This is a genomic window from Devosia sp. (assembly GCF_014860165.1).
GTDB lineage: Bacteria > Pseudomonadota > Alphaproteobacteria > Rhizobiales > Devosiaceae > Devosia.
The window spans coordinates 1-22,657 of sequence record NZ_JACZKG010000070.1 but is presented as its reverse complement, the minus strand read 5'-3'; the positions used below and the strand labels follow the sequence as shown (position 1 = coordinate 22,657).

Here is a 22,657-nt window from a genome sequence, read left to right as displayed (position 1 = left end):
ATGCAAATCCCATTTGCCAGTCTGGCGCATCCCGACCCGATTGGCTACAGCTTGGCTGCCCCCGAAACTCCGGACACACAAAGGGCTCCCAATGAGCACAGATCCCGAGACAGTGCCCGGCCATGACGCCGGGATAGATTTCAATGCGCTGCGCGACGCCGAGGACCGGATCAGCCCGCTGTGGCTGGAACGCCTGCGCGCCTATCTGGCTGCCGAACGGGACGAAGATGTCGCCACGGCGATGGCGCCGCTGCACCCCGCGGATGTGGGTGACGTGCTCGAATCGCTCGATGCCGAGGAGCGCCTGCACCTGGTGCGGCTGCTGGGCGACCGCTTCGACTACGCCGCCCTCACCGAGGTGGACGAATCTGTTCGCGTCGAGCTGATGGACGCATTGCACAATGCGGAAATCGCCCGCGGCGTCAGCGGTCTCGACAATGACGATGCCGTGGCCATTCTCGAGGATCTGGAGCAGGAAGACCGCGACGAGGTGCTGGCCAAGCTGCCGACCTTCGAGCGGCTCAGCCTCAAGCGCAGCCTTGATTTTCCCGAAGAATCCGCCGGCAGGCGGATGCAGACCGATTTCATCGCCATTCCGCCCTTCTGGACGGTGGGGCAGACCATCGACTATCTGCGCAGCGAGCCAGACCTGCCGGACGAATTCTACCAGATCTACGTGGTGGACGCGTCCTATCAGGTGCTCGGTACCATTCCGCTCGACAAGATGCTGCGGGCCCAGCGCGCCACGACCATCGAAGCGCTGATGAACACCAATTTCGTGCTGGTGGATGCCAACGAAGACCAGGAAGAGGCCGCGCGCGATTTCGAGCGCTACGACCTGGTGGAAGTGGGTGTGGTCGATGAGAGCAAGCGGCTGGTCGGCGTGCTCACCATCGATGACATCGTTGACGTCATCCACGAAGAGGCGGACGAGGATATCAAGCTGCTGGCCGGCGTGGGCGACGAGGATATTTCCGACTCCACCGTCGATACCGTGCGCAGCCGCGTGCCCTGGCTAGTGATCAACCTGTTCACCGCGGTGGCGGTGTCCTTCGTGATCGGCTTGTTTGGCGCCACCATCGACCAGATGGTGGCGCTGGCAGTGCTCATGCCCATCGTGGCCTCGATGGGCGGCAATGCCGGCACCCAGACCATGACGGTGACGGTACGCGCGCTGGCGATGCGCGAGCTGGACGGACGGCGCCTGCGGCGGCTGATCACCCGCGAGATGGTGGTCGGCTGCGCCAATGGGGTGATCTTCGCCATTCTCATTGGTCTGGTGACCTGGCTGCGCTTCAACGACCTGCAACTGGGCATCGTCATTGCCCTGGCCATGGTCATCAACCTGGTGGTGGCTGGCACGGCGGGCATCCTCATCCCGATCATGCTCGACAAGTTCAAGGCCGATCCGGCGATTGCCTCGGCGGTGTTCGTGACCACGATCACCGACATGGTGGGGTTCTTCGCATTCCTGGGCATTGCGGGGCTGTGGTTCGGGCTGTTCTAGCCATGGTGGAGCCGGGCAAGATCATCTTCCTGCATGGTGCATCGAGCAGCGGCAAGTCGACGCTGGCGCGCGGGGTTCAGGCGCGCATCGGCGAGCCGTTCTGGCATATTTCCATCGATCACCTGCGCGACTCGGGCGTGTTGCCAATGGCGCGGTTCAAGTCGGGCGAATTCGACTGGAAGGCGGCGCGGGCGCCGTTCTTCGACGGATTTCACCGCTCGCTGGCGGCCTATGCGGGAGCTGGGAACAATCTGGTGCTGGAGCATATCCTCGATGGCGAGGGCTGGCTTGAGCAACTGGTGCAGCTGTTTGCGCCGTTCGACGTGTTTTTTGTGGGCGTCCGTTGCCCGTTGCCGTTGCTCATCGAGCGCGAGAAGGCGAGGGGCGACCGGCCGGCGGGCAGCGCCGAGCAGGATTTCCGCACCATTCACCGTGGCAAGACCTATGACTTCGAGGTGCAGGGCGAGGGCGACGCGACCGAAAATGTCGGCTCTATCCTCGCGGCCTGGAATAATCGGTCGCCCATGTCGGTTTTCAGGAGTCTCCTCGGGACCTGAACTTACAGCCAGCGTCTAAAAAGCCCGGAAATGTGGTTGGTCGCGCTTAACCAGCCCAATCGATCTGCCTGTGGAGTGTGGCAACTTGGCCGCTTGCAAAGCATTTATGACGCGGTTAACGATTTGCTATCGGGTGCTGCAGCCGTGCAACGCGACAGGGCCCGAAGTGAACGGCTGACAAGGAGCGATCATGCGAAGTCAACCGAAGACCACCGCCACGCTGTGGCGAGCAGCGACCTGGACCCTGGTCTGCCTGCTCTCAATGGGACTGGTTTTCTCCGTCGTTGCTGGCGTTTAGTTTGAAACGCTAGAGTTCTTCACTAACAGCAATTCGGAAGGGCGCCCGGGCCACAGGGGCGCCCTTCTTCTTTCCCGGGAGACAGACCTTGAAGCTCTTGATCGGCAACCGGAACTATTCGTCGTGGTCGCTGCGCCCCTGGCTGGTGCTGAAGCACTTCGACATTCCGTTCGAGGACGAGGTGCTGCAGCTGCAGGGCGAGGGTTTCCGCGATGTGCTGGCGCAACGCTCGCCGACCGGCAAGGTGCCGGTGCTCGAGGATGGCGAACTGAAGGTCGTCGAAACCATCGCCATCATCGAGTATGTGGCGGACAGGTTCCCTGATCGGGCCATCTGGCCTGACGATATCGGGGAGCGCGCGCTGGCGCGGGCGGCGGCGGCCGAGATGCATTCGGCGTTCCAGGCGCTCCGCAGCCACGCACCGATGAATCTGCGCGCCTCCCATCCGGGCAAGGTCAATGTCGACACGGTGGTGAAGGACCTGCATCGTCTCGAAACCCTGTGGGGCGAGTTGCTGACCCGTTCGGGCGGCCCGTTCCTGTTCGGCGCCTTCACAGCGGCTGACGCCATGTTTGCCCCCGTGGCGACCCGCATCCGCACCTACGCGCTGCCGGTGTCCGATGTAGCCACGGGCTATGTCGACGCCATCTATGCCCTGCCTGCCTTCCAGGAGTGGCTGGCCATGGCGCGGCACGAGCCGTGGATCGTCGATGATGACGAGATCGATGTAATCCAGGGCCGGGTCAAGCCGGGGACGCTGGTATGATCCACATGATCAAGCTCTGTGTCGGGGTCTCGAGCCTGCAGGAGCTCGAGGACTATCGCGACGAGCGGGCCCATTGGTGGGACGCCGACTATGGCGAGGACGTGCATGTCCACCGGACGCGGATGATGCCCAAGCGGGCCGCCGAGATGGAAGGGCAGGCCTCGATCTACTGGGTGATTGCGGGGCAGGTGGTGTGCCGGCAGCCCATCCTGCGGCTGGCCCGGTTCACCAATGCCGAGGGCATCGACTATTGCGACATCATCATGTCGCCCGACATGGTGCGCACGGCGCCCTATCCCAAGCGACCGTTCCAGGGCTGGCGCTACCTGCGGCCCGAAGACGCGCCGCCCGACCTGGGCGCGAATGAAAACGCCGAGTCGCTGGCGCTGGCGGCCGACCTGGCGAAGCTGGGGCTGATCTAGGCCTTCACCTGCCCCGAAGGGAGAGGTGAAGAGTAGCCGCCCTTGCCGTCCATGCCCAGCCGCCACATATTGAATCCATGGCGGAGAAAGACCCGATTGCCCGGACGACGACCAGTGGCTTGCCTCAACAGGGCAAGGTCAGCGGCGATATTGCGGCTTTTGTAAAGAAGGTCGGCACCATGGCGCGGCCCAATGCGGCGCAGGATGGGCGCCTGCTGTTTGCGCTCGATGCCACCATGAGCCGCCAGCCGACCTGGGACCTGGCCTGCTCGCTGCAGGCGGAGATGTTCAAAGCCATTCCCAAGGACAGCGCGCTCCAGGTGCAGCTGCTGTATTTTCGCGGTTTCGGCGAATGCCGGGCCTCCAAATGGGTGCTGGATGCCGGGGCGCTGGCGCGGCTGATGACCGGGATCGACTGTCGCGGTGGCAATACCCAGATCGGCAAGGTGTTTGCCCATGCGCGGGCCGAGCACGCCAAAAGGCGCATCAATGCCGTGGTCTATGTCGGGGACGCCATCGAGGAGAATGTCGATGACCTGGCCGAGAAGGCCGGGCAACTGGGGCTGCTGAACTGCCCGATCTTCGTGTTCCAGGAGGGGCGCGACAGCAGGGTCGAGGCGGCGTTCCGTGAATTTGCGCGGCTGACCAAGGGCGCCTATGCGCGGTTCGATGCCGCGGCGCCCGGGGAACTGGCGGCGCTGCTCAAGGCGGTGGCGGCCTATGCCAGCGGCGGCCGGGACCTGCTCAAGCTCCAGGGCAGCGGCCAGGCGCAGGCGCTGCTGGCGCAATTGCCGCGATGACCTATTTCTTTCTGGGCGGCGTGGCGCTGCTGGCCGGTTTGGCGGCCTACCAATATCTGCGCGGCGTCAGCCGGGGGCAGCTCATGCGCGGCCTGCGCTGGGCGGTCGGCGGCGGCGCGGCGCTGCTGGCGGTTGGTCTGCTGCTGGCGCGGCGATTCGATATTGCCGTCTTCGTGGGCGCTGGCGCGTTTTCGGTGCTCCGCTATGGGCGGCTGGGGCCGTTCTCGTTCGACAGTGTCACGGCCCAGGCCGGCAATGTCTCGCGCATCAAGAGCCGATACTTTGCCATGGAGCTCGATCACGATACCGGCACGGTCGCTGGCCGGGTGCTGGCGGGGCGGTTCGCCGGCGCCGACCTCATGGATCTGGGCGAGATGGATACGCGCCAGCTGATCGCGGAAATCGAAGGCGACCCCGATAGTGTGAGCCTGCTCGAAAGCTGGCTTGATGCCAATAGAAGTGGCTGGCGCGAATATTTTGCCGAGACCTCGGCGGCTGGCGCGGCCTCCGAAAGTGCCCCAGAGGATTCCGACGCCGAGGCCTATGCCATACTCGGCCTGCAGCCGGGCGCCAGCGACGCGGAAATCCGGGCCGCGCATCACGAGCTCATGAAGGGTGTGCATCCCGATCACGGTGGTTCGAGCTATCTCGCGGCCAAGATCAATGCGGCGCGGGACCGGCTGCTCAAGTCGTAGGGCATCATGGCGTTAATGCCCTGTTAACCATGGCGGCTCTTGTTAGCACCCAGGGTGCATGCACTGATTTGGGGGGCGGCGATGGCGCGTGACAGTGCGCATGTCATTGTGGTGGGGAACGAGAAGGGTGGGTCCGGCAAGTCGACCACGGCCTTCCACCTGGCCATTTACCTGCTCTATGCCGGGTACCGCGTCGCCACCATCGACGTCGACGGCCGCCAGCAGACACTGACGCACTATGTCCGTAACCGGCGCGCGCATACGCGCGATACCGGGCGCCCACTGCCCAATCCGCTGCATTTTCACCTGCCATCGGCCTGGGGCGATTCCATCAAGGAAAACCAGAAGGCCGAGTTCGACGTGTTCCGCCGTGCGGTGGGCGAGGTCGAGGACAAGGTGGATTTCCTGGTCATCGACACGCCGGGCTTCGACACCAACCTGACCCGGCTGGCGCATTCGCTGGCCGATACGCTGGTGACGCCGGTCAATGACAGCCTGATCGACATCAACGTGCTGGCGCGGGTCGATCCCGAAAGCGGGCTGCCGATCGAGACCAGCCATTATGCAAGGCTGGTGCAGCGGGCCCGGTCCGAGCGCATGGCCCTGGGTGGCGAGAGCATCGACTGGGTGCTGGTGCGCAATCGCATTTCCATGCTGGCCTCCCGCAATGCCAGGCAGGTCCATGCCACGCTCGAGGGCATCGCCACCCGTTTCGGCTGCCGCATGGCCGATGGCATTGCCGAGCGCGTCATATTCCGCTCGCTGTTCGCCAGCGGGACGACCGTGTTCGATCCGCTGGACGAGGAGGGGAGCGGCGAGTCCTCGTCGGTGTCCCATGTCAGCGCAAGGCAGGAATATCGCAACCTGGTGGCCGCGCTGCACCTGCCGCTGCATGGCGCCGCCGAGCCGGTGCGGCTCTCGGCCTAGGCGGCCCCGTTAAGCCATTAACGAAATATTCACCCTGTGCACCTTGCCTGTGACGGTCGAACCCCCGAAAAGTCACGCCAGGCGCAGGCAGGTGGTTCGATGGCTCGGCGGGGCGTGCATGTCATCGTGGTGGGCAATGAGAAGGGTGGGTCGGGCAAATCGACCACGGCCTTCCATCTGGCCATCCATTTGCTGTACGGGGGCTTCAAGGTTGCGTCCATCGATGTGGACAGCCGCCAGCAGACGCTGACGCATTATGTGCGCAACCGCCGCGAATGGGCGCGCAGCCGCGGGCTGAGCATTCCCCATACCACCCATTTCCACCTGCCGCTGTCGCGCGGCGATTCCATCCGCGAAAACCACCGCGCCGAGTTCGACCTGTTCCGGCAGGCGATCGGCGAGGTGGAAGACGATGCCGATTTCCTGGTCATCGATACGCCGGGCTTTGACACCAACCTGACCCGGCTGGCGCATTCGCTGGCCGATACGCTGGTGACACCGGTCAATGACAGCCTGATCGACCTCAATGTCATGGCCCGGTTCGATGCGGTGACGGGCGAGCCGACCGAGATGAGCCACTATGCAAGGCTGGTGCAGCGCGCTCGTTCCGAGCGCATGGCGATCGATGGCAAGACCATCGACTGGGTGCTGGTGCGCAACCGCATCTCCATGCTGTCGTCGCGCAACATGCGGCAGGTGCAGACCATGCTGGAGCGGATCGCCCTGCGACTGGGCTGCCGGGTGGCCGAAGGCATTGCCGAACGGGTGATCTTCAGGTCGCTGTTTCCCACCGGGATGACGGTGTTCGATCCGCTCGACGATGATCTGCTGGGCGGGCTGCCGTCCATGTCGCATATGAGTGCGCGGCAGGAATATCGAAGCCTGGTGGCAGCGCTGCATCTGCCGACCAGCGAGATATTGGCGGCGCGAAGGGAGTTGGCGGCGCCGAAGCCGGGCGATTCCGCCCAGCGGTTTATTCACATGTTGCAGACCGAGCCTTAGGCGTCGCGGTTGCCGAAGATGAGATCGACGGCCCGGCTGCCACCGGGTGCGAAGACGTCGATATCGATGGTCACCGGCTCCTGCACCATGCGCCTTGTGCGGGCCGAGAGGGCCAGCACCACGCCGAGCAGGTCGCCGACGCCGCGCTTTTTGGGCAGCAGGCGCTGGGTAATGCCAGCCAGAACGCGATTGCGCGCGGCCATGTCCTCGGATGCGAGGCTGGAGCGGCCGACAAAGTTGGCCAGCTCGGTAAGGGCAGTATTTTCGCTCATTGGGCTACTCCAAACACAGGCACCAATTTGCTTCCCCGGGTGGCCGGCGCTCGAAGGCGTCGGCTCGTTATTTCTCGTGGCCTAGCTCTGCATGGCCAGGCAGCTCATATCCTGCTGCTTGAGCTGGTTGCACATGGCCGTCGCATCGTCGCGGCCGCCAAAGCCGATGAAGCGGGCGCGATAGAAGGTCTGGCCGTTCTTTTCGAAGCGCTCGACATAGGAGCGGAAGTCCCCGAGCGTGCCGACCTTGCCAGCAGCATCGGAGAGCATGGCGCGGGCGCTGTCCTCGGACGGACCAGCGCCGATCTGCACCACCCAGCCGGGGGTGATGCCGGCATCTGCGGTCTGAACAGCGCCTGAAGTCATCAGGTCGACCGGCTGGCCACCCTGCTGCGGGTTGCCGACATCGGCCGGCGGCGGCTGGAAGCCGAGCGGGGCGGAAGGCGCGGTCTGGCCGAGGGCGGAAGGCGGCGCGCCCAGGTTGTAGCTCTCCGAGAGCCAGGCGCCGATGATGTCCTGGCTGGGATAGGCCGGCTGCGGCGCCTGCGACGGGGCGGCAAGAGTGTTGGCCGCCTGTACGGCCGGCTGCAGGCCCAGATCGGCCGGCATGGGTGCCGGAGCCGGCGCGGCACTGGCCACCACGATTTGGGGGATGGGCTGGATGGCGGCAGGCTGCGCCTGGGCGCCATTGGCGGCCACCAGCTGCGCCAGGCGAAAGCCGGGCAGGGGCATGGGCATGACGAAGATCGGCTGGCTGGGCTGGGCAACGGCAACCTGCACGTTACCATTGCCCTGACGGCCTGGCACCGGGATCATGGCGGTCTGCAGGTAGTCGCCACGGCGGCTCTGCGGCAGGTAATTGGCGACGAGCTGGCGCACCTTTTCGTCACGGGCGCCGGCCGAGTTGAAGCCGAAGGCGACCACGACGATGTGGCGACCATCCTTGCGGGCGGCGGTCAACAGATTGGAGCCGGCGGCGTTGATATAGCCGGTCTTGATGCCGTCGACGGCGCCCATATAGCCCAGCACGCGGTTGTGGTTGCCATAGGTGGACTTGCCGTAGCTGAAGCTGCGGGTCTGGAAGAATTCGTAATAGCTCGGGAAGTGCTGGTAGATGGCGATGCCCAGGATCGCCTGGTCGCGCACAGTGGTGACCTGGCCGCCATCGGGCAGGCCCGAGGCGTTGCGATAGGTGGTGTTGCGCATGCCCAGCGCACGGGCGGTGGCGGTCATGCGCTCGGCGAACTTGGATTCGGTGCCTGAAATGTGCTCGGCAATGACGCGGGCCATGTCATTGGCCGACAGGGTCACCAGCGACTTGATCGCGTCTTCCACGGTGATTTCCGCCCCGGCGCGCAGGCCCAGCTTGGTCGGCACGGCGGCCGCGGCGTGACGCGACACGGTCATCTTGGTGGACAGCTTGAGATTGCCGGCGTTCAGCTCCTGGAACAACACATAGAGCGTCATCACCTTGGCGACCGAGGCCGGATAGCGCCTGGAGTCTGCGGCTTCCTCATAGAGCACCTGGCCCGACTTGGCGTCGACCACGATGCCGGCATATTTGCGGAGATTTTCGATGGCCTGGACGGGCGCAGCCATATGAGCGCTGACCGCGAGGGCGATGACGATTGCGGCAAAGGCGCGAGTGATCACGACGCGCCATGGGGATTTCGCCTGGGAAGCCACCCGGTACTCCAAACTTTACTCTCGGGCGCTTCTGCGCCCGTACGCAACACAACTGGGTGGACCATCCGGGTGAGCCCCACGCTCCCGAACAGTCCTCTATCCGTGAGAGAATAGGCCCGCGCCGTTACCATTCCGTAAAATGCGAGCGATTTAGGCGGGGGTGTGGAAAGGTGGTCACGGATGGGTGAGGGGGTGGAGGGATCCAAGACCCTGCACACCCACCGGGTCATTCCCGCGAAGGCGGGAATCTCCGTTGCCGGGGCTATCCCAGCAGATCGGGGTAGAGGTCCCGCCACTCCGGGTTGTTTTCCTCGATCAACCGGATCTTCCATGGGCGAAGCCATTTCTTGATCCGCTTTTCCCGAGTAATCGCCTCGATTGGGTCCCTGTGCTGCTCATAGAAGACCAGCAAGTGCGTTTTGTAACGGGACGAAAAGCCATCGAGGATGTCCTCGCGATGGACGTAAGTCCGGGCAATCAGATTGCCGGTGACGCCAACATAGATCGCGCCGTACTTTCGGCTCGCGAGGATGTAAACAAAGTACCGTCCGAAGGGCGCCATTAGGGTAAGCTGGCGCGCGTTCGTCGTTTGGCAACGGAGATTCCCGCCTGCGCGGGAATGACCCCGTGGTTGAGGAAGGGGCAGGGCTAAGCCCCTCGTCACCCCTTCACAAAATCGAGAACCATTGCCCCTTAACACCGGCGATCTTTTGCCTACATAATGGTCCTCACCATGCTGCTTCGTTTTCCTCTACGACAGATGTATCCCATGTATGCCAATGACCTCCTCGCTTTGACCGATGAGGCCCCAGCCGCGCTGCGACTGGTGCCTGTGCCCGCCCATGCGGGGCCCAAGGAGGACGATCCTGGCAAGGGCGGGGATGGCAAAGGCAGCACCGAGACCGGGACGATCACCAAGACCCGTCCCAAGACCAAGCGCCCGAATCTCTACCGGGTGCTGCTCCTCAACGACGACTACACGCCGATGGAATTCGTCGTTCTGGTCTTGCAGGATGTCTTCAACAAATCGCGTGAAGACGCCATGCAGATCATGCTGCACGTTCACCAGAAGGGGGTGGGTGAGTGCGGCGTATATCCATACGAAGTGGCCGAGACCAAGGTCACACGCGTCATGGATACGGCACGCAAGAACCAGCATCCGCTGCAATGCGTGATGGAAAAGCAATAGGAACATCATATGCCCTCATTTTCCCGCGGACTTGAAAAGGCTCTGCATCAGGCGATGAACCTGGCGCGTGAGCGCAACCATGAGTTCGCAACGCTCGAACACCTGCTGCTGGCCCTGACCGACGACCGCGAGACGATCGCCGTGCTGACCGGCTGCGATGTCGATATCGATGCGCTCAAGAGCGACCTCGAAGATTTCATCAATGAAGAACTGGACAGCCTGATCGTGGCGTCCGGCCAGGATGCGCGGCCGACCGCCGCCTTCCAGCGCGTGATCCAGCGCGCCGTCATTCACGTCCAGTCGTCCGGTCGGGAAGAGGTAACGGGCGCCAATGTGCTCGTCGCCATCTTTGCCGAGCGCGAAAGCCATGCCGCCTATTTCCTCGAACAGCAGGACATGAGCCGGCTGGACGCCGTCAATTTCATCAGCCACGGGATCACCAAGTCCGGTCCCAGCGAGGAGCGCAAGGTGCGTGGTGCCGAAGACGGCGAGAACCATGGCGAGGGCGGCGCCGAGGCCAAGAAGAGCTCGGCTTTGGCCGATTTCTGCGTCAACCTCAACGAGAAGGCCCGGGCCGGCAAGATCGATCCGCTGATCGGCCGCGATGCCGAACTGCGCCGCACCATCCAGGTGCTGTGCCGCCGGTCCAAGAACAACCCGATCTATGTCGGCGATGCCGGCGTGGGCAAGACCGCCATCGCCGAGGGCCTGGCCCGCAAGATCGTCGAGGGCGACGTGCCCGAAGTGCTCAAGGAAGCGGTCATCTATGCGCTCGACATGGGCTCGCTGCTGGCCGGCACACGCTATCGCGGCGACTTCGAGGAACGCCTCAAGGCGGTGATGAAGGAGCTCGAAAAGCTTCCCAATTCGGTGCTGTTCATCGACGAGATCCACACCATGATTGGTGCGGGCGCCACCTCGGGCGGCGCGCTGGATGCGTCGAACCTGCTCAAGCCCGCTCTGGCGAGCGGGGCGATCCGCTGCATCGGCTCGACCACCTACAAGGAATATCGCCAGTTCTTCGAGAAGGACCGGGCCCTGGTGCGTCGTTTCCAAAAGATCGACGTCAATGAGCCGTCGATCCCTGATGCCATCGAGATCATCCGTGGCCTGCGCCCCTATTACGAAGAGTTCCACAAGATCAAGTTCACCGACGATGCCCTCAAGGCGGCGGTGGAACTGAGCGCGCGGTATATCAATGACCGCAAGCTGCCCGACAAGGCGATCGACGTGCTCGACGAGACGGGCGCCAGCCAGATGCTGCTGACCGAGGACAAGCGCAAGAAGGTCATCGATGTCGAGGACATCGAGGCGACCATCGCCACGATCGCGCGCATCCCGCCAAAGTCGGTGTCCAAGTCCGATTCCGAACTGCTGGGCGGGCTGGAACGCAGCCTCAAATCGGTGGTGTTCGGCCAGGATGCGGCGATCACCGCGCTGTCATCGGCCATCAAGCTGGCCCGTGCCGGCCTGCGCGAACCGGAAAAGCCGATCGGCTCGTATCTCTTCACCGGCCCGACCGGCGTCGGCAAGACCGAAGTCGCCAAGCAGCTCGCCGACACGCTCGGCGTGGAGCTGTTGCGCTTCGACATGTCCGAATACATGGAACGCCACACGGTCAGCCGCCTGATCGGCGCCCCGCCGGGCTATGTCGGGTTCGACCAGGGGGGCCTCCTCACCGATGGCGTGGACCAGCATCCGCATTGCGTGGTGCTGCTCGACGAAATCGAGAAGGCCCATCCGGACCTCTACAACATCCTGTTGCAGGTGATGGATCACGGCAAGCTGACCGACCACAACGGCAAGTCGGTGGATTTCCGCAATGTCATCCTGATCATGACCTCCAATGCCGGGGCCATGGACCTGCAGAAGAGCCCGATCGGCTTCGGCCGCAAGCGCGAGCAGGGCGATGACGAAGAGGCGATCAACCGCCTGTTCACGCCCGAGTTCCGCAATCGGCTCGACGCGATCATCTCCTTCGCGCCGTTGCCGCGGGAAGTCGTCCGTCGCGTGGTCGAGAAGTTCGTGCTGCAGCTCGAAGGCCAACTGGCCGAACGCGGCGTCACCATCGTCCTCCAGCCCGAGGCCGCCGATTGGCTGGCCGAACGCGGCTATGACGAACGCATGGGTGCCCGTCCCCTGGGTCGCGTGATTCAGGAGTACATCAAGAAGCCGCTGGCCGATCAGGTGCTGTTCGGCGAACTGGTGAATGGCGGGACGGTCACCGTGGCGGTGGTCGGCGAGGGTTCGGAGGCCAAGCTGGAACTGATCGCGGTGCCGCCGCGGCCGGCCAAGCCGAAGGCCTTGCCGAAGCCGAAGAAGCCCAAGGCGACGGCGGACAAGAGCTAAGAACAAAGGCCCGGAGCATCCGGGCCTTTTGCTTCTGCGGTCGTTGCGTAACGGTGCGGTTACGCCTCGACCATCGAACGCACGCTTGCGCCAGCCGCGATGGTGGGCCGGGCATTGTTCAATTGTTCAATCGCAAAACCGGCTGCGGCCTTGTACTTGGCCACGAACGCGTTGCGCTCGTCGGGCGGCACCACATCGTCGATATTGTCGAATTTGCCCGCGCAGCGCTCGTCGACGAGATTGAGCAGACCAAACGGGCCGGCGCCCCGGTTGCGCAGCACAAGCTGCGAGATTGGTCCGCAGAACCTGGCGTCGTAGGCGGCCAGGGCCGCTGGCGTCACCCCATGCTCCAGCATGGCCGCCCCGAGATGGCGGGCATCCATGATGGCCTGGCTGGCGCCGTTGGAGCCGGTTGGATACATGGCGTGTGCCGCATCACCCATCAGCGCCACCGGCCCATCCTGCCAGGTGGAGACCGGGTCCCGGTCGATCATGGGGTTCTCATAGGCCACGTCCGACCGCGCCAGCAGGTCGGGCACGTCGAGCCAGTCATACGTCCAGCCCGCGAAATGGTGGGCAAATTCCTCGACCGCGACCGGCCTGAACCAGCCGCTGGTGTTGCGCCCCTCGTTGGCGTCGACGGTCAGCTCGGCGATCCAGTTGATCATGGCCAGCCCGGTCTGGGGATCGGGATGGGAAATCGGATAGAACACGACGCGATGCCGGTGCGTGCCGAGACCGACGAAAGACGAGCCGGTCCTGATCGGTTTGGCCAGTGTGGTGCCGCGCCACATGATGGCGCCACCCCAGTGGATGGGCGGCTGGTCGGGATGCATGGTGGCGCGGATCGCGGAATGAATGCCGTCCGCCGCGAGCAGCAGGGTGCCCTTCTCGCGCAGCAGGGTGCCGTCGGCCTTTTGCACGAGTGCAGTGACCGTCCCATCTGAATTCTTCTCGTAGCCCGTCACCCTGTGCCCGAGCTTGACGACACCAGGGCCGGCGCGCTCCACCAGGGTCCGATGGAGCAGCATATGGAACGGGCCGCGATGCACCGCATATTGCGGCCAATTGTAGCCGGCGAGCAGGCCGCGCGGCTCGGAATAGACGTCGTTGCCGTTCAGCCCGACCAGCGCCCATTCCCGCGCCGGGATGCCGACCGTGTCGAGCAGATCGGGCCCGATGCCGAGATCATAGAGCTCCCGCACCGCATTGGGCTGAATGTTGATGCCCACGCCCAGCGGCGCAAGCTCGCGGACCGACTCGAACACCGTGAACGGGACGCCGATCTGTTGCAGCGTGAGCGCCGTTGCCAGGCCGCCGATACCGCCGCCGGCTATGATGACATGTGGTTCGGACACGTTCCCCCGCCCAATTGTTATGTTTCATAACGGTCATAGACGAGCCGCTGGACCAAGTCCAACGCCCGCGTCATGCGACGGCATAGATGTTGACCTGGACCCCGGTCGCCGTCTTGGCGCCAGTCCCGACAAAGACCATCCGGTTGACAAAGGCGTAGGCCGGGTGGCCCGTCTCGAGCCGGATGGTGGAGCGCATGTAGTAATCGTCAGGCGACACGGCCTCCCCGGCCACGAGGCTGCGCATCACGGCTTCGGGTCCGTGGCGGAAGCCTTGGTCGATGATCTCGATGATCGCCCCGTCATCGGTTTCGAACGCATAGCGGGCTTCCATCAGCGACACGCCGTCGTGGGTCGTGGTCATCCAGTCCGCGCCCCCCGGCAGTATCCTGCCACTGACGCGCGGACCGCTGACCCGGCCGCCCGTGATGGGAATGATGCGCCGCTGGCCGAGCCGCCCCATTCCGAGGCTCCGCACGGTCCCGACTTCGACCTCCAGCGTACAGAAAGGCTGCAGCTCAGGCGTTTTGAGATCCAGCATCTATCCCCCCAGGAAAGCCCGGAACCTAGCGTCCCCATCGCGGCGCGGCAATGCCCGGGCGGGTAGGGGAAGGCACGCGCCGCCAGCCGTATTCGCGGATCAGTGAAGGCCCATTGCAAGAAGGTGACGGGAAATCCATTGGGGCGCTACTTCGCTAAGGAAACCAGCGAGCGCCGATCTAGCGGAGAACCGAACCAGACCAACTAAGGCACGACCTTGCTCGGCCGCCGAACCACAAACGCCACCAGAAACCCCAGATAGACCGCGCCCGGGACCAGCAGTACGTTGATCCCCATCACCCGGTAGCCCAAGCCCCCCAGCAATCCGCCCAGCAGTAGCGATAGCCACACCAGCAGGTGCTGGGCCCAGCGCCAGGGTGGGGCGAGGCGGTAGATGGCGCGGGCTAGGTCCTGGCCGGTGGCGAACAATGTGCCGGTGACGAAAGTGGTGCCCAGGCGCACCGAGCCTGTCGAGGGCAGGATGGCGTTCTGGGCGCCGGCGCCTGCGGCCATGGTCAGCATGAACTGGTTGGGTGAAAAGCCCAAAAAAGCCAGGACGAGCGTGAGGGTGAAGGTGGCCACGACGAGGCCGGTCACGGCGGCCGAGCCCCAGCGCGGGCCGGCCATCAAGGCCAGGGTGGACCCCGCAATGCTGCCGAGCAGGAACAAGACCACCAGCGAGGCGGTGATCCGCGCCACTGGCCAGGCGCCCAGCGCCAGCGCATCGCCCAGCTGGGTGATGTTGCCGCTCATGAACGAGGTGAAGTGGCCGCCCAGCTCGATGAAGCCCACCACATCGACGAATCCGGCGGCGCCCGTCAGCAACAGGCCAAGGCTGAGTTGAGGGGTGGGCGTCATCGCGGCTCCGGGGTTGGCCGACATTGAGCGAGTCTGTCGCCGCTGCGCAAGCCGCTCGTGCGGGTGGGCGCGGGCCATGCGGTTTTGGCGGTTGATTTTTTGGCTGCATGCCGTCATCAGGAGGGCCTTCGTCGGACTCGGGCCCTGTCCCGGGTGGCTTCTCCGGGCGCCTATCCCCCGGTCACCAACTAATCGCTTCCGCTGATGTGCGTTGCCGCGCGGGATGCCTGTTGGGTTTCATCCATGTTCAATCTCGACCAATACCGCCGCGAGTGGTTCGGCAATATCAGGGGCGATGCCCTGTCCGGCCTCGTGGTGGCGCTGGCACTTGTTCCCGAGGCCATCGCCTTTTCCATCATTGCAGGCGTCGATCCCAAGGTGGGGCTCTATGCCTCCGTGGTCATCGCCATTGTCATTTCCTTCGTGGGCGGCCGTCCGGCGATGATCTCGGCCGCCACGGCGGCAACCGCGGTGCTGATGGGGTCGCTGGTGCGCGACCATGGCCTGCAATATCTGCTGGCCGCCACCATCTTGGCCGGGTTGCTGCAACTGCTCGCTGGCTGGCTCAACCTGCACCGGGTCATGCGCTTTGTCTCGAAGTCGGTGATGACCGGCTTCGTCAATGCGCTGGCGATCTTGATCTTCATGGCGCAATTGCCCGAGCTGATCGGCGTGCCGTGGATGACCTATCCGCTGCTCGCTGCCGCCCTTGCCATCATCTACCTGTTTCCCCGCATTACCACCCTGGTGCCGTCGCCGCTGGTGGCCATCATCGTGCTCACCCTCGCTGCCTGGTATTGGGGCTTCGATGTCCATACCGTCGGACAGATGGGCGAGCTGCCGCGCTCGCTGCCTGAACTTCTGATTCCGCAGGTGCCGCTAAGTCTCGACATGCTCTGGATAATCCTGCCCTACGCCGTCGCCGTGGCGGCGGTGGGTCTGCTGGAATCGCTGATGACGGCGCAGATCGTCGATGAGGCGACGGACACCTCGAGCGACAAGCGCCAGGAAAGTCTGGGGCAGGGCATGGCCAACATCGCCTCTGCCTTTTTCGGCGGCATGGCGGGCTGCGCCATGATCGGCCAATCGGGCATCAATGTCGCCTCGGGTGGACGCGGGCGGCTCTCGACCTTCCTCGCGGGGGGCTACCTGCTGGTCCTGATGGTGCTGCTGGGCGATCTGCTGCGCATCATTCCCATGCCGGCGCTGGTCGCCGTCATGATCATGGTGTCGATCGGCACCTTCGACTGGCGCTCGATCCTCAATCTGCGCGAGCATCCGCGCAGCTCCTCCTTCGTCATGCTCTCCACGGTCGCCTTCGTGGTGGGGACGCATAACCTGGCCATCGGTGTGCTGGTGGGGGTGCTGCTGTCCGGCGTGTTCTTCGCCTGGAAGATTTCTCAGATCTTCGACGTCCGCAAGGAACTGAGCGAGGACGGCAAGGTGCGTGTCTATCACGTGCAGGGCCAGTTGTTCTTCGCGTCCGCCGAGCAGTTCATGGCGGCCTTCGATTTCAACGAGAAGGTCAGCCGCGTGATCATCGACCTGACCCATGCCCATATCTGGGACATTTCCAGCGTCGCCAGCATCGACAAGGCGGTGCTCAAGTTCCGCAAGCAGGGGGTGGACGTGTCCCTCAGCGGCCTCAACAAGGCCAGCGCCACGATCGTCGACAATCTCGGCATCCACCAGAAAGCCGATGCCGATATCGTGCTGGGTCACTGACCTCCGGCGGGCCGCCGATTCACTCGTGCGGCCCGTCGACGCTAACGCTCCGTGAACATTTCCTAACACTTCGCTAACCACGCAGGCCCAATCCCCGCTGTTCCCGCTCTTGTCCCTCGACAAGAACAAAAGACGAACTTATAAGAACATTATAGCAACACGGGAGATGCAGATGCTCACTTTCATCAAGGACTTCGCCGCCTTCGTCACGCTTGGGGCCTTCACCATCGGCTCGCTCACCTGGATGGATGTGATCACCCGACTCGTGTGACGATCCCGTTGTGGATTGCGCCCACGGTGAGGTGGGGATCACCCGGCGCTGATGCTAAAGGTCATGCATGAACGGTCCCGGCTTCCTCCATCTTCACGTCCATTCTGCCTATTCGCTGCTGGAGGGTGCCCTCCAGCTCGAGACCATCCTCAAGCTGGCCGCGGAGGACAGTCAGCCGGCCCTGGGCATTGCCGATACCGGCAATCTGTTCGGGGCGCTGGAATTTTCCGAAAAGGCCAGCAAGAAGGGCATCCAGCCGCTGGTCGGGGTCGAGCTGGCGGTGGATTTCGCCGCTGCCGAGGAGCGGATCAGCGAGCGCGGCCATGTCGCCTGGGCCGGCAAATCCAGCGTCGTGCTCATGGCGCAGACCGAAGCGGGCTTTGCCAACCTGTCGCGGCTGGTGTCGCAATCCTACCTCGAGGGCGATGGCTCGGGCACGGCGCGGGCCAGGCTCGACTGGCTGACGCGCGAGCGGCTCGAAGGCCTCATCTGCCTCAGCGGCGGGCCCGAGGGCGCCATCGACATGGCCTTTGCCCAGGGGCAGGATGCCAATGCTATCAGGCGGCTCGATCGGCTGGCCGAGCTCTTCGGCGACCGCTTCTACATCGAATTGCAGCGGCATGGCCGGGTGCAGGAAGCGGCCGTGGAGCCGCGGCTGATCGACTATGCCTATCGCAAGGGCATTCCGCTGGTCGCCACCAACGAGCCCTTCTTCAAGTCATCGAGGGAATTCGAGGCGCATGACGCGCTCTTGGCCATTGCGGGCGGCACGGTGCTGGCGCAGACCGAGCGCCGCAAGCTCAACGACCAGTATTATTTCAAGACCCGCGCGGAGATGACGGAGCTGTTCTCCGACATTCCGGAAGCACTCGATTCGACCGTGGAAATCGCCCGCCGCGTTTCCTATCGGCCGCGGACGCGCAGTCCCATCCTGCCCAAATTCGCCGCCGCGCCCGATCTCAGCGAGGTCGACGCGCTGCAGGCCGAAGCCGATGCCCTGCGGGCAATGGCGGAGGAGGGGCTGCGGGCGCGTCTCGCCACTGTTGGCACGGCGCCCGGCAAGAGCGAGCAGGACTATTGGGAGCGGCTGGAATTCGAGCTTGGCATCATCGCCTCGATGAAATTCCCCGGCTACTTCCTCATCGTGGCCGATTTCATCCGCTGGTCCAAGTCGCAGGGCATTCCAGTGGGGCCGGGCCGTGGCTCGGGCGCCGGCTCGCTGGTGGCCTATGCCACCACCATCACCGATCTCGACCCGCTGGCCTATAACCTCCTGTTCGAACGCTTCCTCAATCCGGAACGCGTGTCGATGCCGGATTTCGACATCGACTTCTGCCAGGATCGCCGCGAAGAGGTGATCCGCTATGTGCAGCGCAAATACGGCACCGAGCAGGTGGCGCAGATCATCACCTTCGGAACGCTGCAGGCGCGCGCCGTGCTGCGCGACGTCGGCCGCGTGCTGCAGATGCCCTATGGGCAGGTGGACCGCATCTGCAAGCTCGTGCCGGCCAATCCGGCCGATCCATGGTCCATCGAGCGGACCATGAACGAGGTCCCGGCTTTCAAGGCCATGGCCGACGAGGACGAGACGGTGGCCGACCTCGTCGCCATTGCCCGCAATCTTGAGGGCCTGTTCCGCCACGCCTCGACCCATGCCGCCGGCATCATCATCGGCGACCGGCCGCTGCAGGACCTGGCGCCGCTCTATCGCGATCCGCGCTCGGACATGCCGGTCTGCCAGTACAACATGAAGTGGAGCGAGGCGGCCGGCCTGGTCAAGTTCGACTTCCTCGGCCTCAAGACGCTGACGACGGTGCAGTATGCGGTCGAGATGGTGAACCTCGATGGCGGGAACCTCCGCATCGAGGATATCCCGATCGACGACAAGCCCACCTACGACCTCTATGCAAAGGGCGACACGTTCGGCGTGTTCCAGGTCGAAGGCGCCGGCATGCGCCGGGCGCTGGTCGACATGAAGCCCGACCGCTTCGAGGATATCATCGCGCTGGTGGCGCTCTATCGCCCCGGTCCGATGGACAATATTCCGCTGTTCAACGACCGCAAGCATGGCCGGGAAGAGGTCGAGTATCCCCATCCCGATCTCTCCAAGGTGCTCGACGAGACCTATGGCATCATCGTCTACCAGGAGCAGGTGATGCAGATCGCCCAGCTCCTGTCGGGCTATTCGCTGGGCGAAGCCGACATGCTGCGCCGCGCCATGGGCAAGAAGATCAAGTCGGAGATGGATGCGCAGCGCGAGCGCTTCCGCGACGGCGCCATCAAGCACGGCCTCAAGCAGAGCCAGGCCGACACGATTTTCGACCTGCTCGCCAAGTTCGCCAATTACGGCTTCAACAAGAGCCATGCGGCGACCTATGCGCTGGTCAGCTACCAGACGGCCTGGCTCAAGGCGCATCACCCACACGAATTCCTCGCGGCGTCGATGACCCTGGATATGGGCAATACCGACAAGCTGGCCGAGTTCCGCAGCGAGGCCAAGCGCCACAATATCGAGCTGGTGGCGCCCTGCGTGAACACCTCCCAGGTGGTGTTCTCGGTCAAGGACAAGCGCATCCTCTATGGTCTGTGCGCCGTCAAGGGCGTCGGCCGGCAGGTGGCCGAGCATATCGTCGAGGCGCGGGGCGACAAACCCTTCAAGGATCTGGGTGACTTTGCCCGAAGGGTCGATCCGCGCATTCTCTCCAAGCGGACGCTGGAAACGCTGGTCAATGCCGGCGCCTTCGACGCCATCGTGCCGCGCCGCGAAGTGGCCTTTGCCGCCATCGAGGCGGTGATGGGCATGGCCCAGTCGCTCACCCATGAGCGCAACGAGGGCCAGTGGAACATGTTCGATATCGGCGAGCCCGAGCCGGTGCGCCTGCCGGCGGGGGTGCCGGCCTGGACCACCACCGAGCGGGCCGACCGGGAACTCTCGGCCATCGGCTTCCACCTCTCGGCGCATCCGCTCGATGCCTATTCGGATTTGTTCGAGAAGCTGCGCGTGCAGCGCTGGGGCGATTTCGAACGGGCGGTCAAGGATGGCGCCTCGGCCGGGCGGCTGGCGGGCACGATCAGCGGACGGCAGGACCGGCGCACCCGCAAGGGCACGCCGATGATGATCCTGACGCTGTCAGACCAGTCCGGCAGCTTCGAGGTCATCGCCTTTTCCGAACAGATCAACGAATTCGGCGCGATCCTCTCGCCGGGCAAGTCGGTGATCCTGCAGGTGGGCGCCGACGAGCGCGCCGAAGGCGTCAGCCTGCGCCTGCTATCGGCCCAGCGCATCGACGGCATCGAAGACACGATCGAACGGCGCCTGACGGTCTTCGCCGCCGACGCCAAGGCCCTCAGCTCCATCAACGCCCAGCTCAAGCGGGGCGGCGAGGGCAGGGTGAACTTCGTCGTCATCAGGGATGGCGGGGCAAGGGAATACGAGATCGAGCTGCCGGGGGCGTATCGCATCACCGCCGAAGTCGCGGGCGGGATCAAGGCGCTGGATGGCGTGACGGATGTGAGGCTGCACTGAGGCGTGGACTTTGACCGCAGTCGACCCCGTTTCGGCCGTTTGAGTTTCGTCCCGCGATGACCGCTTTTGGCCCGAAGCAGCCACTCACGACGCTGCATCGGATACCGCAATCTCAGGGATCGCGGTGTTCCGGCGAGCGGCGAACTTGTCAGCCAGCGAAAGAGCTGTGCTCTCGGTATGCTGACGTAAGCACTTAAGGGCGTAGTACCCGGCCATACGTGGGAGAGTTAGCCTGCCGGAACTGCTGTTCATGGCTGGCAAAGTGCCGGATACGGAACAACTGCGGATCACGTTCCCCGGACGTCCTTGCTATTGTTGAGAGGCCGTGGTCGTCTCAGCTCGCATCCTTTTGTTTAGGAACGAAGCCATGAGCCTGTCGCGTGCATTCATGATGTTGATGATAGGCTTTGGGGTTCCGAGCTTTTTGGTCGCCCATAGCCCGCCGGCCTACGCACAGGAGGATGGCGGCGACGGTGGTAGTGATGACGGCGGAGAAAATGCCGGTGACGTCTCAGACGCCGCAGATGCCGCAGACACCGCAGATGTCTCAGACACCGCAGATGCCGAGTACCTAGTCGACGAGAACGGCAACTACATACTCGACGCGAACGGCAAGAGGATCAAAAAGCCCAACACCGTTGACCTCACAACTCTCGACGTTGGCGGGACGAACGGCGTCCTCAATTCCCATTCGGTCTTAAGGCGACCAACTAGGTGACCACCGGCAGTTGAGCTGGGATTGTTTCTTGAGACCTCGGTTAGAACGTCGCGAAAGGCGGCCACGCGCGTGTATGCACTTGTCCCCTGCCGTCCCTGATCGCCTTGCCTAGTCCGACGGCGGTTCGACTGCGCTAGAGTGTCTGAGGGGCCTCGTGCGCTAACCGGCCCAACTTGAGCCAGCATCCTTGATAACGAACCACACCCCCGCGCTGGGCGAGTGTGAACGTAGGTGAGTGACGGGGCGGCGTTCTGCGACTGCTTCTGGCGCGAAGCTGCCGTCAGCCGTTGGTTATCGGCATGGCCGCTATCCACCCCAAATCGGTCATGTCTGATTGGGCATTCATGCCACGCCAAAGAAGCGCGGGGAGGCGAGCTTCTGGCCCTTCCTCCTTCGCATTTGGGCGCTTTCACCCTGGCCCCACGTCCGCTCGCGGATGCGTCGTTGGGAAGCGATGGGGAGCCGCCTCAATCATAGACCTCACACTCGCGAGTCTATAGCGTCCGCAGGGCGTCATTCGGCGCTGGAGCTACAAAATGCAATTGAGCACGGAAAGCCTGTTGATCATCCTCTTGGTGGGGGCGGTCGCTGGGTGGCTTGCTGGCCAGATCGTTCGTGGCTACGGCTTCGGTATCTTGGGCAACATCGCAGTCGGCATAGTCGGGGCACTGATCGGCAGCTGGTTGTTACCACAGCTTGGAATCATCCTTGGGAGCGGCATCGTCGCGTCGATTGTCAATGCAACCGTGGGAGCGATCCTGCTGCTTGTCGTCTTGGGGCTGGTGCGTCGCGGTGGCCGGGGCTTCTGGCGCCGTTGACATGAAAAATCCGGTCGGCTGCCTTCTGGCAGTCGGCCCGTTTGCCTACTCGGTTTCAGAACCGAAGCCGTTCCACAAGCCGCATCGCTTTACGGGTGGCAACGACGGGCACTCATTCGACATGGGACAAGCTTGCCGCGCGTTGGCCAAAAGAAGCGCGGGGGAGGCGAGTTTTTGGCCCATCCTCCCTCGCATTTGGGGGCTTTCACCCTGGGCCCCGCGTGCTGGCGCGGGTCTATGCAAGGATAATGCGCACAGGGGTAGGTGCGGTTCCCTAACAGGTGCGTGAGCATTCCTTGGGGTCGCGCGGTGGCGAAAGCGTGCGGTGTGCAAATCTCGCAGTCGTCTCCCTCCCCTTGAGGGGCGGGATCAAGGG

20 protein-coding genes and 1 other annotated feature are annotated in these 22,657 nt (G+C 63.9%); of the genes, 14 read left to right on the top strand and 6 right to left on the bottom strand.

All coding sequences use genetic code 11. From position 1 onward, the window contains the following. Positions 1-91 precede the first annotated feature (91 nt). The 8 genes from mgtE to IH615_RS16975 all read left to right on the top strand — a co-directional run bounded on the left by mgtE (position 92) and on the right by IH615_RS16975 (position 6,974). On the top strand, positions 92-1,507 hold the full coding sequence (gene mgtE / locus IH615_RS17010; protein WP_291363689.1) for a magnesium transporter: 1,416 nt from the start codon (positions 92-94) through the stop codon (positions 1,505-1,507). Further along, complete coding sequence (locus tag IH615_RS17005; RefSeq protein ID WP_291363687.1) at positions 1,489-2,064, top strand: AAA family ATPase; 576 nt, start codon at positions 1,489-1,491, stop codon at positions 2,062-2,064. Before mgtE ends, IH615_RS17005 begins: the two co-directional genes overlap by 19 nt. Before the next feature lie 386 nt (positions 2,065-2,450). Continuing rightward, entirely contained in the window at positions 2,451-3,128 is a 678-nt protein-coding gene (locus IH615_RS17000; protein WP_291363685.1) for a glutathione S-transferase family protein, read from the top strand. Then, positions 3,125-3,550: a DUF1489 domain-containing protein gene (locus IH615_RS16995; RefSeq protein WP_291363683.1), complete on the top strand. Its 426-nt coding sequence runs from the start codon at positions 3,125-3,127 to the stop codon at positions 3,548-3,550. Before IH615_RS17000 ends, IH615_RS16995 begins: the two co-directional genes overlap by 4 nt. A 77-nt stretch (positions 3,551-3,627) precedes the next feature. After that, positions 3,628-4,350, top strand: coding sequence for a VWA domain-containing protein (locus IH615_RS16990; protein WP_291363681.1), 723 nt, complete (start codon positions 3,628-3,630; stop codon positions 4,348-4,350). Beyond that, positions 4,347-5,045 (top strand): DnaJ domain-containing protein, encoded by a 699-nt coding sequence (locus IH615_RS16985; RefSeq protein ID WP_291363679.1) that lies wholly within the window; start codon positions 4,347-4,349, stop codon positions 5,043-5,045. Before IH615_RS16990 ends, IH615_RS16985 begins: the two co-directional genes overlap by 4 nt. 81 nt (positions 5,046-5,126) lie before the next feature. Continuing rightward, the gene (locus tag IH615_RS16980; RefSeq protein ID WP_291363677.1) at positions 5,127-5,972 is read left to right on the top strand and encodes a division plane positioning ATPase MipZ; all 846 of its coding nucleotides are present in this window, start codon (positions 5,127-5,129) and stop codon (positions 5,970-5,972) included. 99 nt (positions 5,973-6,071) lie between these two features. After that, on the top strand, positions 6,072-6,974 hold the full coding sequence (locus IH615_RS16975; RefSeq protein ID WP_291363675.1) for a division plane positioning ATPase MipZ: 903 nt from the start codon (positions 6,072-6,074) through the stop codon (positions 6,972-6,974). Here IH615_RS16975 and IH615_RS16970 read toward each other — a convergent pair. The 3 genes from IH615_RS16970 to IH615_RS16960 all read right to left on the bottom strand — a co-directional run bounded on the left by IH615_RS16970 (position 6,971) and on the right by IH615_RS16960 (position 9,494). After that, on the bottom strand, positions 6,971-7,246 hold the full coding sequence (locus tag IH615_RS16970; protein ID WP_291363673.1) for a hypothetical protein: 276 nt from the start codon (positions 7,244-7,246) through the stop codon (positions 6,971-6,973). The genes IH615_RS16975 and IH615_RS16970 overlap by 4 nt on opposite strands. 81 nt (positions 7,247-7,327) lie before the next feature. Continuing rightward, positions 7,328-8,932: a serine hydrolase gene (locus tag IH615_RS16965; RefSeq protein ID WP_291363671.1), complete on the bottom strand. Its 1,605-nt coding sequence runs from the start codon at positions 8,930-8,932 to the stop codon at positions 7,328-7,330. Positions 8,933-9,194: 262 nt separating this feature from the next. Further along, entirely contained in the window at positions 9,195-9,494 is a 300-nt protein-coding gene (locus IH615_RS16960; RefSeq protein WP_291363669.1) for a GIY-YIG nuclease family protein, read from the bottom strand. A gap of 171 nt (positions 9,495-9,665) precedes the next feature. Between IH615_RS16960 and clpS the strand changes: the two genes are divergently transcribed. Both clpS and clpA read left to right on the top strand, forming a co-directional pair. After that, on the top strand, positions 9,666-10,121 hold the full coding sequence (clpS, locus tag IH615_RS16955) for an ATP-dependent Clp protease adapter ClpS (protein ID WP_291363667.1): 456 nt from the start codon (positions 9,666-9,668) through the stop codon (positions 10,119-10,121). A 9-nt stretch (positions 10,122-10,130) separates the two neighbouring features. Next, complete coding sequence (gene clpA / locus IH615_RS16950; RefSeq protein ID WP_291363665.1) at positions 10,131-12,470, top strand: ATP-dependent Clp protease ATP-binding subunit ClpA; 2,340 nt, start codon at positions 10,131-10,133, stop codon at positions 12,468-12,470. A gap of 59 nt (positions 12,471-12,529) precedes the next feature. Here clpA and IH615_RS16945 read toward each other — a convergent pair whose 3' ends face one another. From IH615_RS16945 to IH615_RS16935, 3 genes are all read right to left on the bottom strand, one after another. Further along, positions 12,530-13,828, bottom strand: coding sequence for a flavin-dependent oxidoreductase (locus tag IH615_RS16945; protein ID WP_291363664.1), 1,299 nt, complete (start codon positions 13,826-13,828; stop codon positions 12,530-12,532). A 70-nt stretch (positions 13,829-13,898) separates the two neighbouring features. Next, entirely contained in the window at positions 13,899-14,366 is a 468-nt protein-coding gene (locus tag IH615_RS16940) for a DUF3237 domain-containing protein (RefSeq protein WP_291363661.1), read from the bottom strand. A gap of 203 nt (positions 14,367-14,569) precedes the next feature. Continuing rightward, a complete protein-coding gene (locus IH615_RS16935) occupies positions 14,570-15,223 on the bottom strand; it encodes a DUF1275 family protein (RefSeq protein WP_291363658.1) in 654 nt (217 codons plus the stop codon). Between the two features lie 130 nt (positions 15,224-15,353). Beyond that, positions 15,354-15,410 (top strand) — a sequence feature (sul1 is cis-regulatory element that is thought to sense ions involved in sulfur or methionine metabolism; They are found in Alphaproteobacteria). Positions 15,411-15,466: 56 nt separating this feature from the next. Here IH615_RS16935 and IH615_RS16930 point away from each other — a divergent pair. The 4 genes from IH615_RS16930 to IH615_RS16915 all read left to right on the top strand — a co-directional run bounded on the left by IH615_RS16930 (position 15,467) and on the right by IH615_RS16915 (position 22,281). Beyond that, complete coding sequence (locus IH615_RS16930) at positions 15,467-16,948, top strand: SulP family inorganic anion transporter (protein ID WP_291363656.1); 1,482 nt, start codon at positions 15,467-15,469, stop codon at positions 16,946-16,948. Between the two features lie 338 nt (positions 16,949-17,286). After that, complete coding sequence (gene dnaE / locus IH615_RS16925; protein ID WP_291363654.1) at positions 17,287-20,745, top strand: DNA polymerase III subunit alpha; 3,459 nt, start codon at positions 17,287-17,289, stop codon at positions 20,743-20,745. 367 nt (positions 20,746-21,112) lie between these two features. After that, positions 21,113-21,463, top strand: coding sequence for a hypothetical protein (locus tag IH615_RS16920; protein WP_291363652.1), 351 nt, complete (start codon positions 21,113-21,115; stop codon positions 21,461-21,463). A gap of 536 nt (positions 21,464-21,999) precedes the next feature. Beyond that, positions 22,000-22,281, top strand: coding sequence for a GlsB/YeaQ/YmgE family stress response membrane protein (locus IH615_RS16915; RefSeq protein WP_291363650.1), 282 nt, complete (start codon positions 22,000-22,002; stop codon positions 22,279-22,281). The last annotated feature ends 376 nt before the right edge of the window (positions 22,282-22,657 follow it).

Coding starts and splice junctions, on each gene's coding strand:
- mgtE (WP_291363689.1), top strand. CDS start 92: ATGAGCACAGATCCCGAGACAGTGCCCGGCCATGACGCCGGGATAGAT.
- IH615_RS16995 (WP_291363683.1), top strand. CDS start 3,125: ATGATCCACATGATCAAGCTCTGTGTCGGGGTCTCGAGCCTGCAGGAG.
- IH615_RS16990 (WP_291363681.1), top strand. CDS start 3,628: ATGGCGGAGAAAGACCCGATTGCCCGGACGACGACCAGTGGCTTGCCT.
- IH615_RS16985 (WP_291363679.1), top strand. CDS start 4,347: ATGACCTATTTCTTTCTGGGCGGCGTGGCGCTGCTGGCCGGTTTGGCG.
- IH615_RS16980 (WP_291363677.1), top strand. CDS start 5,127: ATGGCGCGTGACAGTGCGCATGTCATTGTGGTGGGGAACGAGAAGGGT.
- IH615_RS16975 (WP_291363675.1), top strand. CDS start 6,072: ATGGCTCGGCGGGGCGTGCATGTCATCGTGGTGGGCAATGAGAAGGGT.
- IH615_RS16970 (WP_291363673.1), bottom strand. CDS start 7,246: ATGAGCGAAAATACTGCCCTTACCGAGCTGGCCAACTTTGTCGGCCGC.
- IH615_RS16960 (WP_291363669.1), bottom strand. CDS start 9,494: ATGGCGCCCTTCGGACGGTACTTTGTTTACATCCTCGCGAGCCGAAAG.
- clpS (WP_291363667.1), top strand. CDS start 9,666: ATGCTGCTTCGTTTTCCTCTACGACAGATGTATCCCATGTATGCCAAT.
- clpA (WP_291363665.1), top strand. CDS start 10,131: ATGCCCTCATTTTCCCGCGGACTTGAAAAGGCTCTGCATCAGGCGATG.
- IH615_RS16940 (WP_291363661.1), bottom strand. CDS start 14,366: ATGCTGGATCTCAAAACGCCTGAGCTGCAGCCTTTCTGTACGCTGGAG.
- IH615_RS16935 (WP_291363658.1), bottom strand. CDS start 15,223: ATGACGCCCACCCCTCAACTCAGCCTTGGCCTGTTGCTGACGGGCGCC.
- IH615_RS16930 (WP_291363656.1), top strand. CDS start 15,467: ATGTTCAATCTCGACCAATACCGCCGCGAGTGGTTCGGCAATATCAGG.
- dnaE (WP_291363654.1), top strand. CDS start 17,287: ATGAACGGTCCCGGCTTCCTCCATCTTCACGTCCATTCTGCCTATTCG.
- IH615_RS16920 (WP_291363652.1), top strand. CDS start 21,113: ATGAGCCTGTCGCGTGCATTCATGATGTTGATGATAGGCTTTGGGGTT.
- IH615_RS16915 (WP_291363650.1), top strand. CDS start 22,000: ATGCAATTGAGCACGGAAAGCCTGTTGATCATCCTCTTGGTGGGGGCG.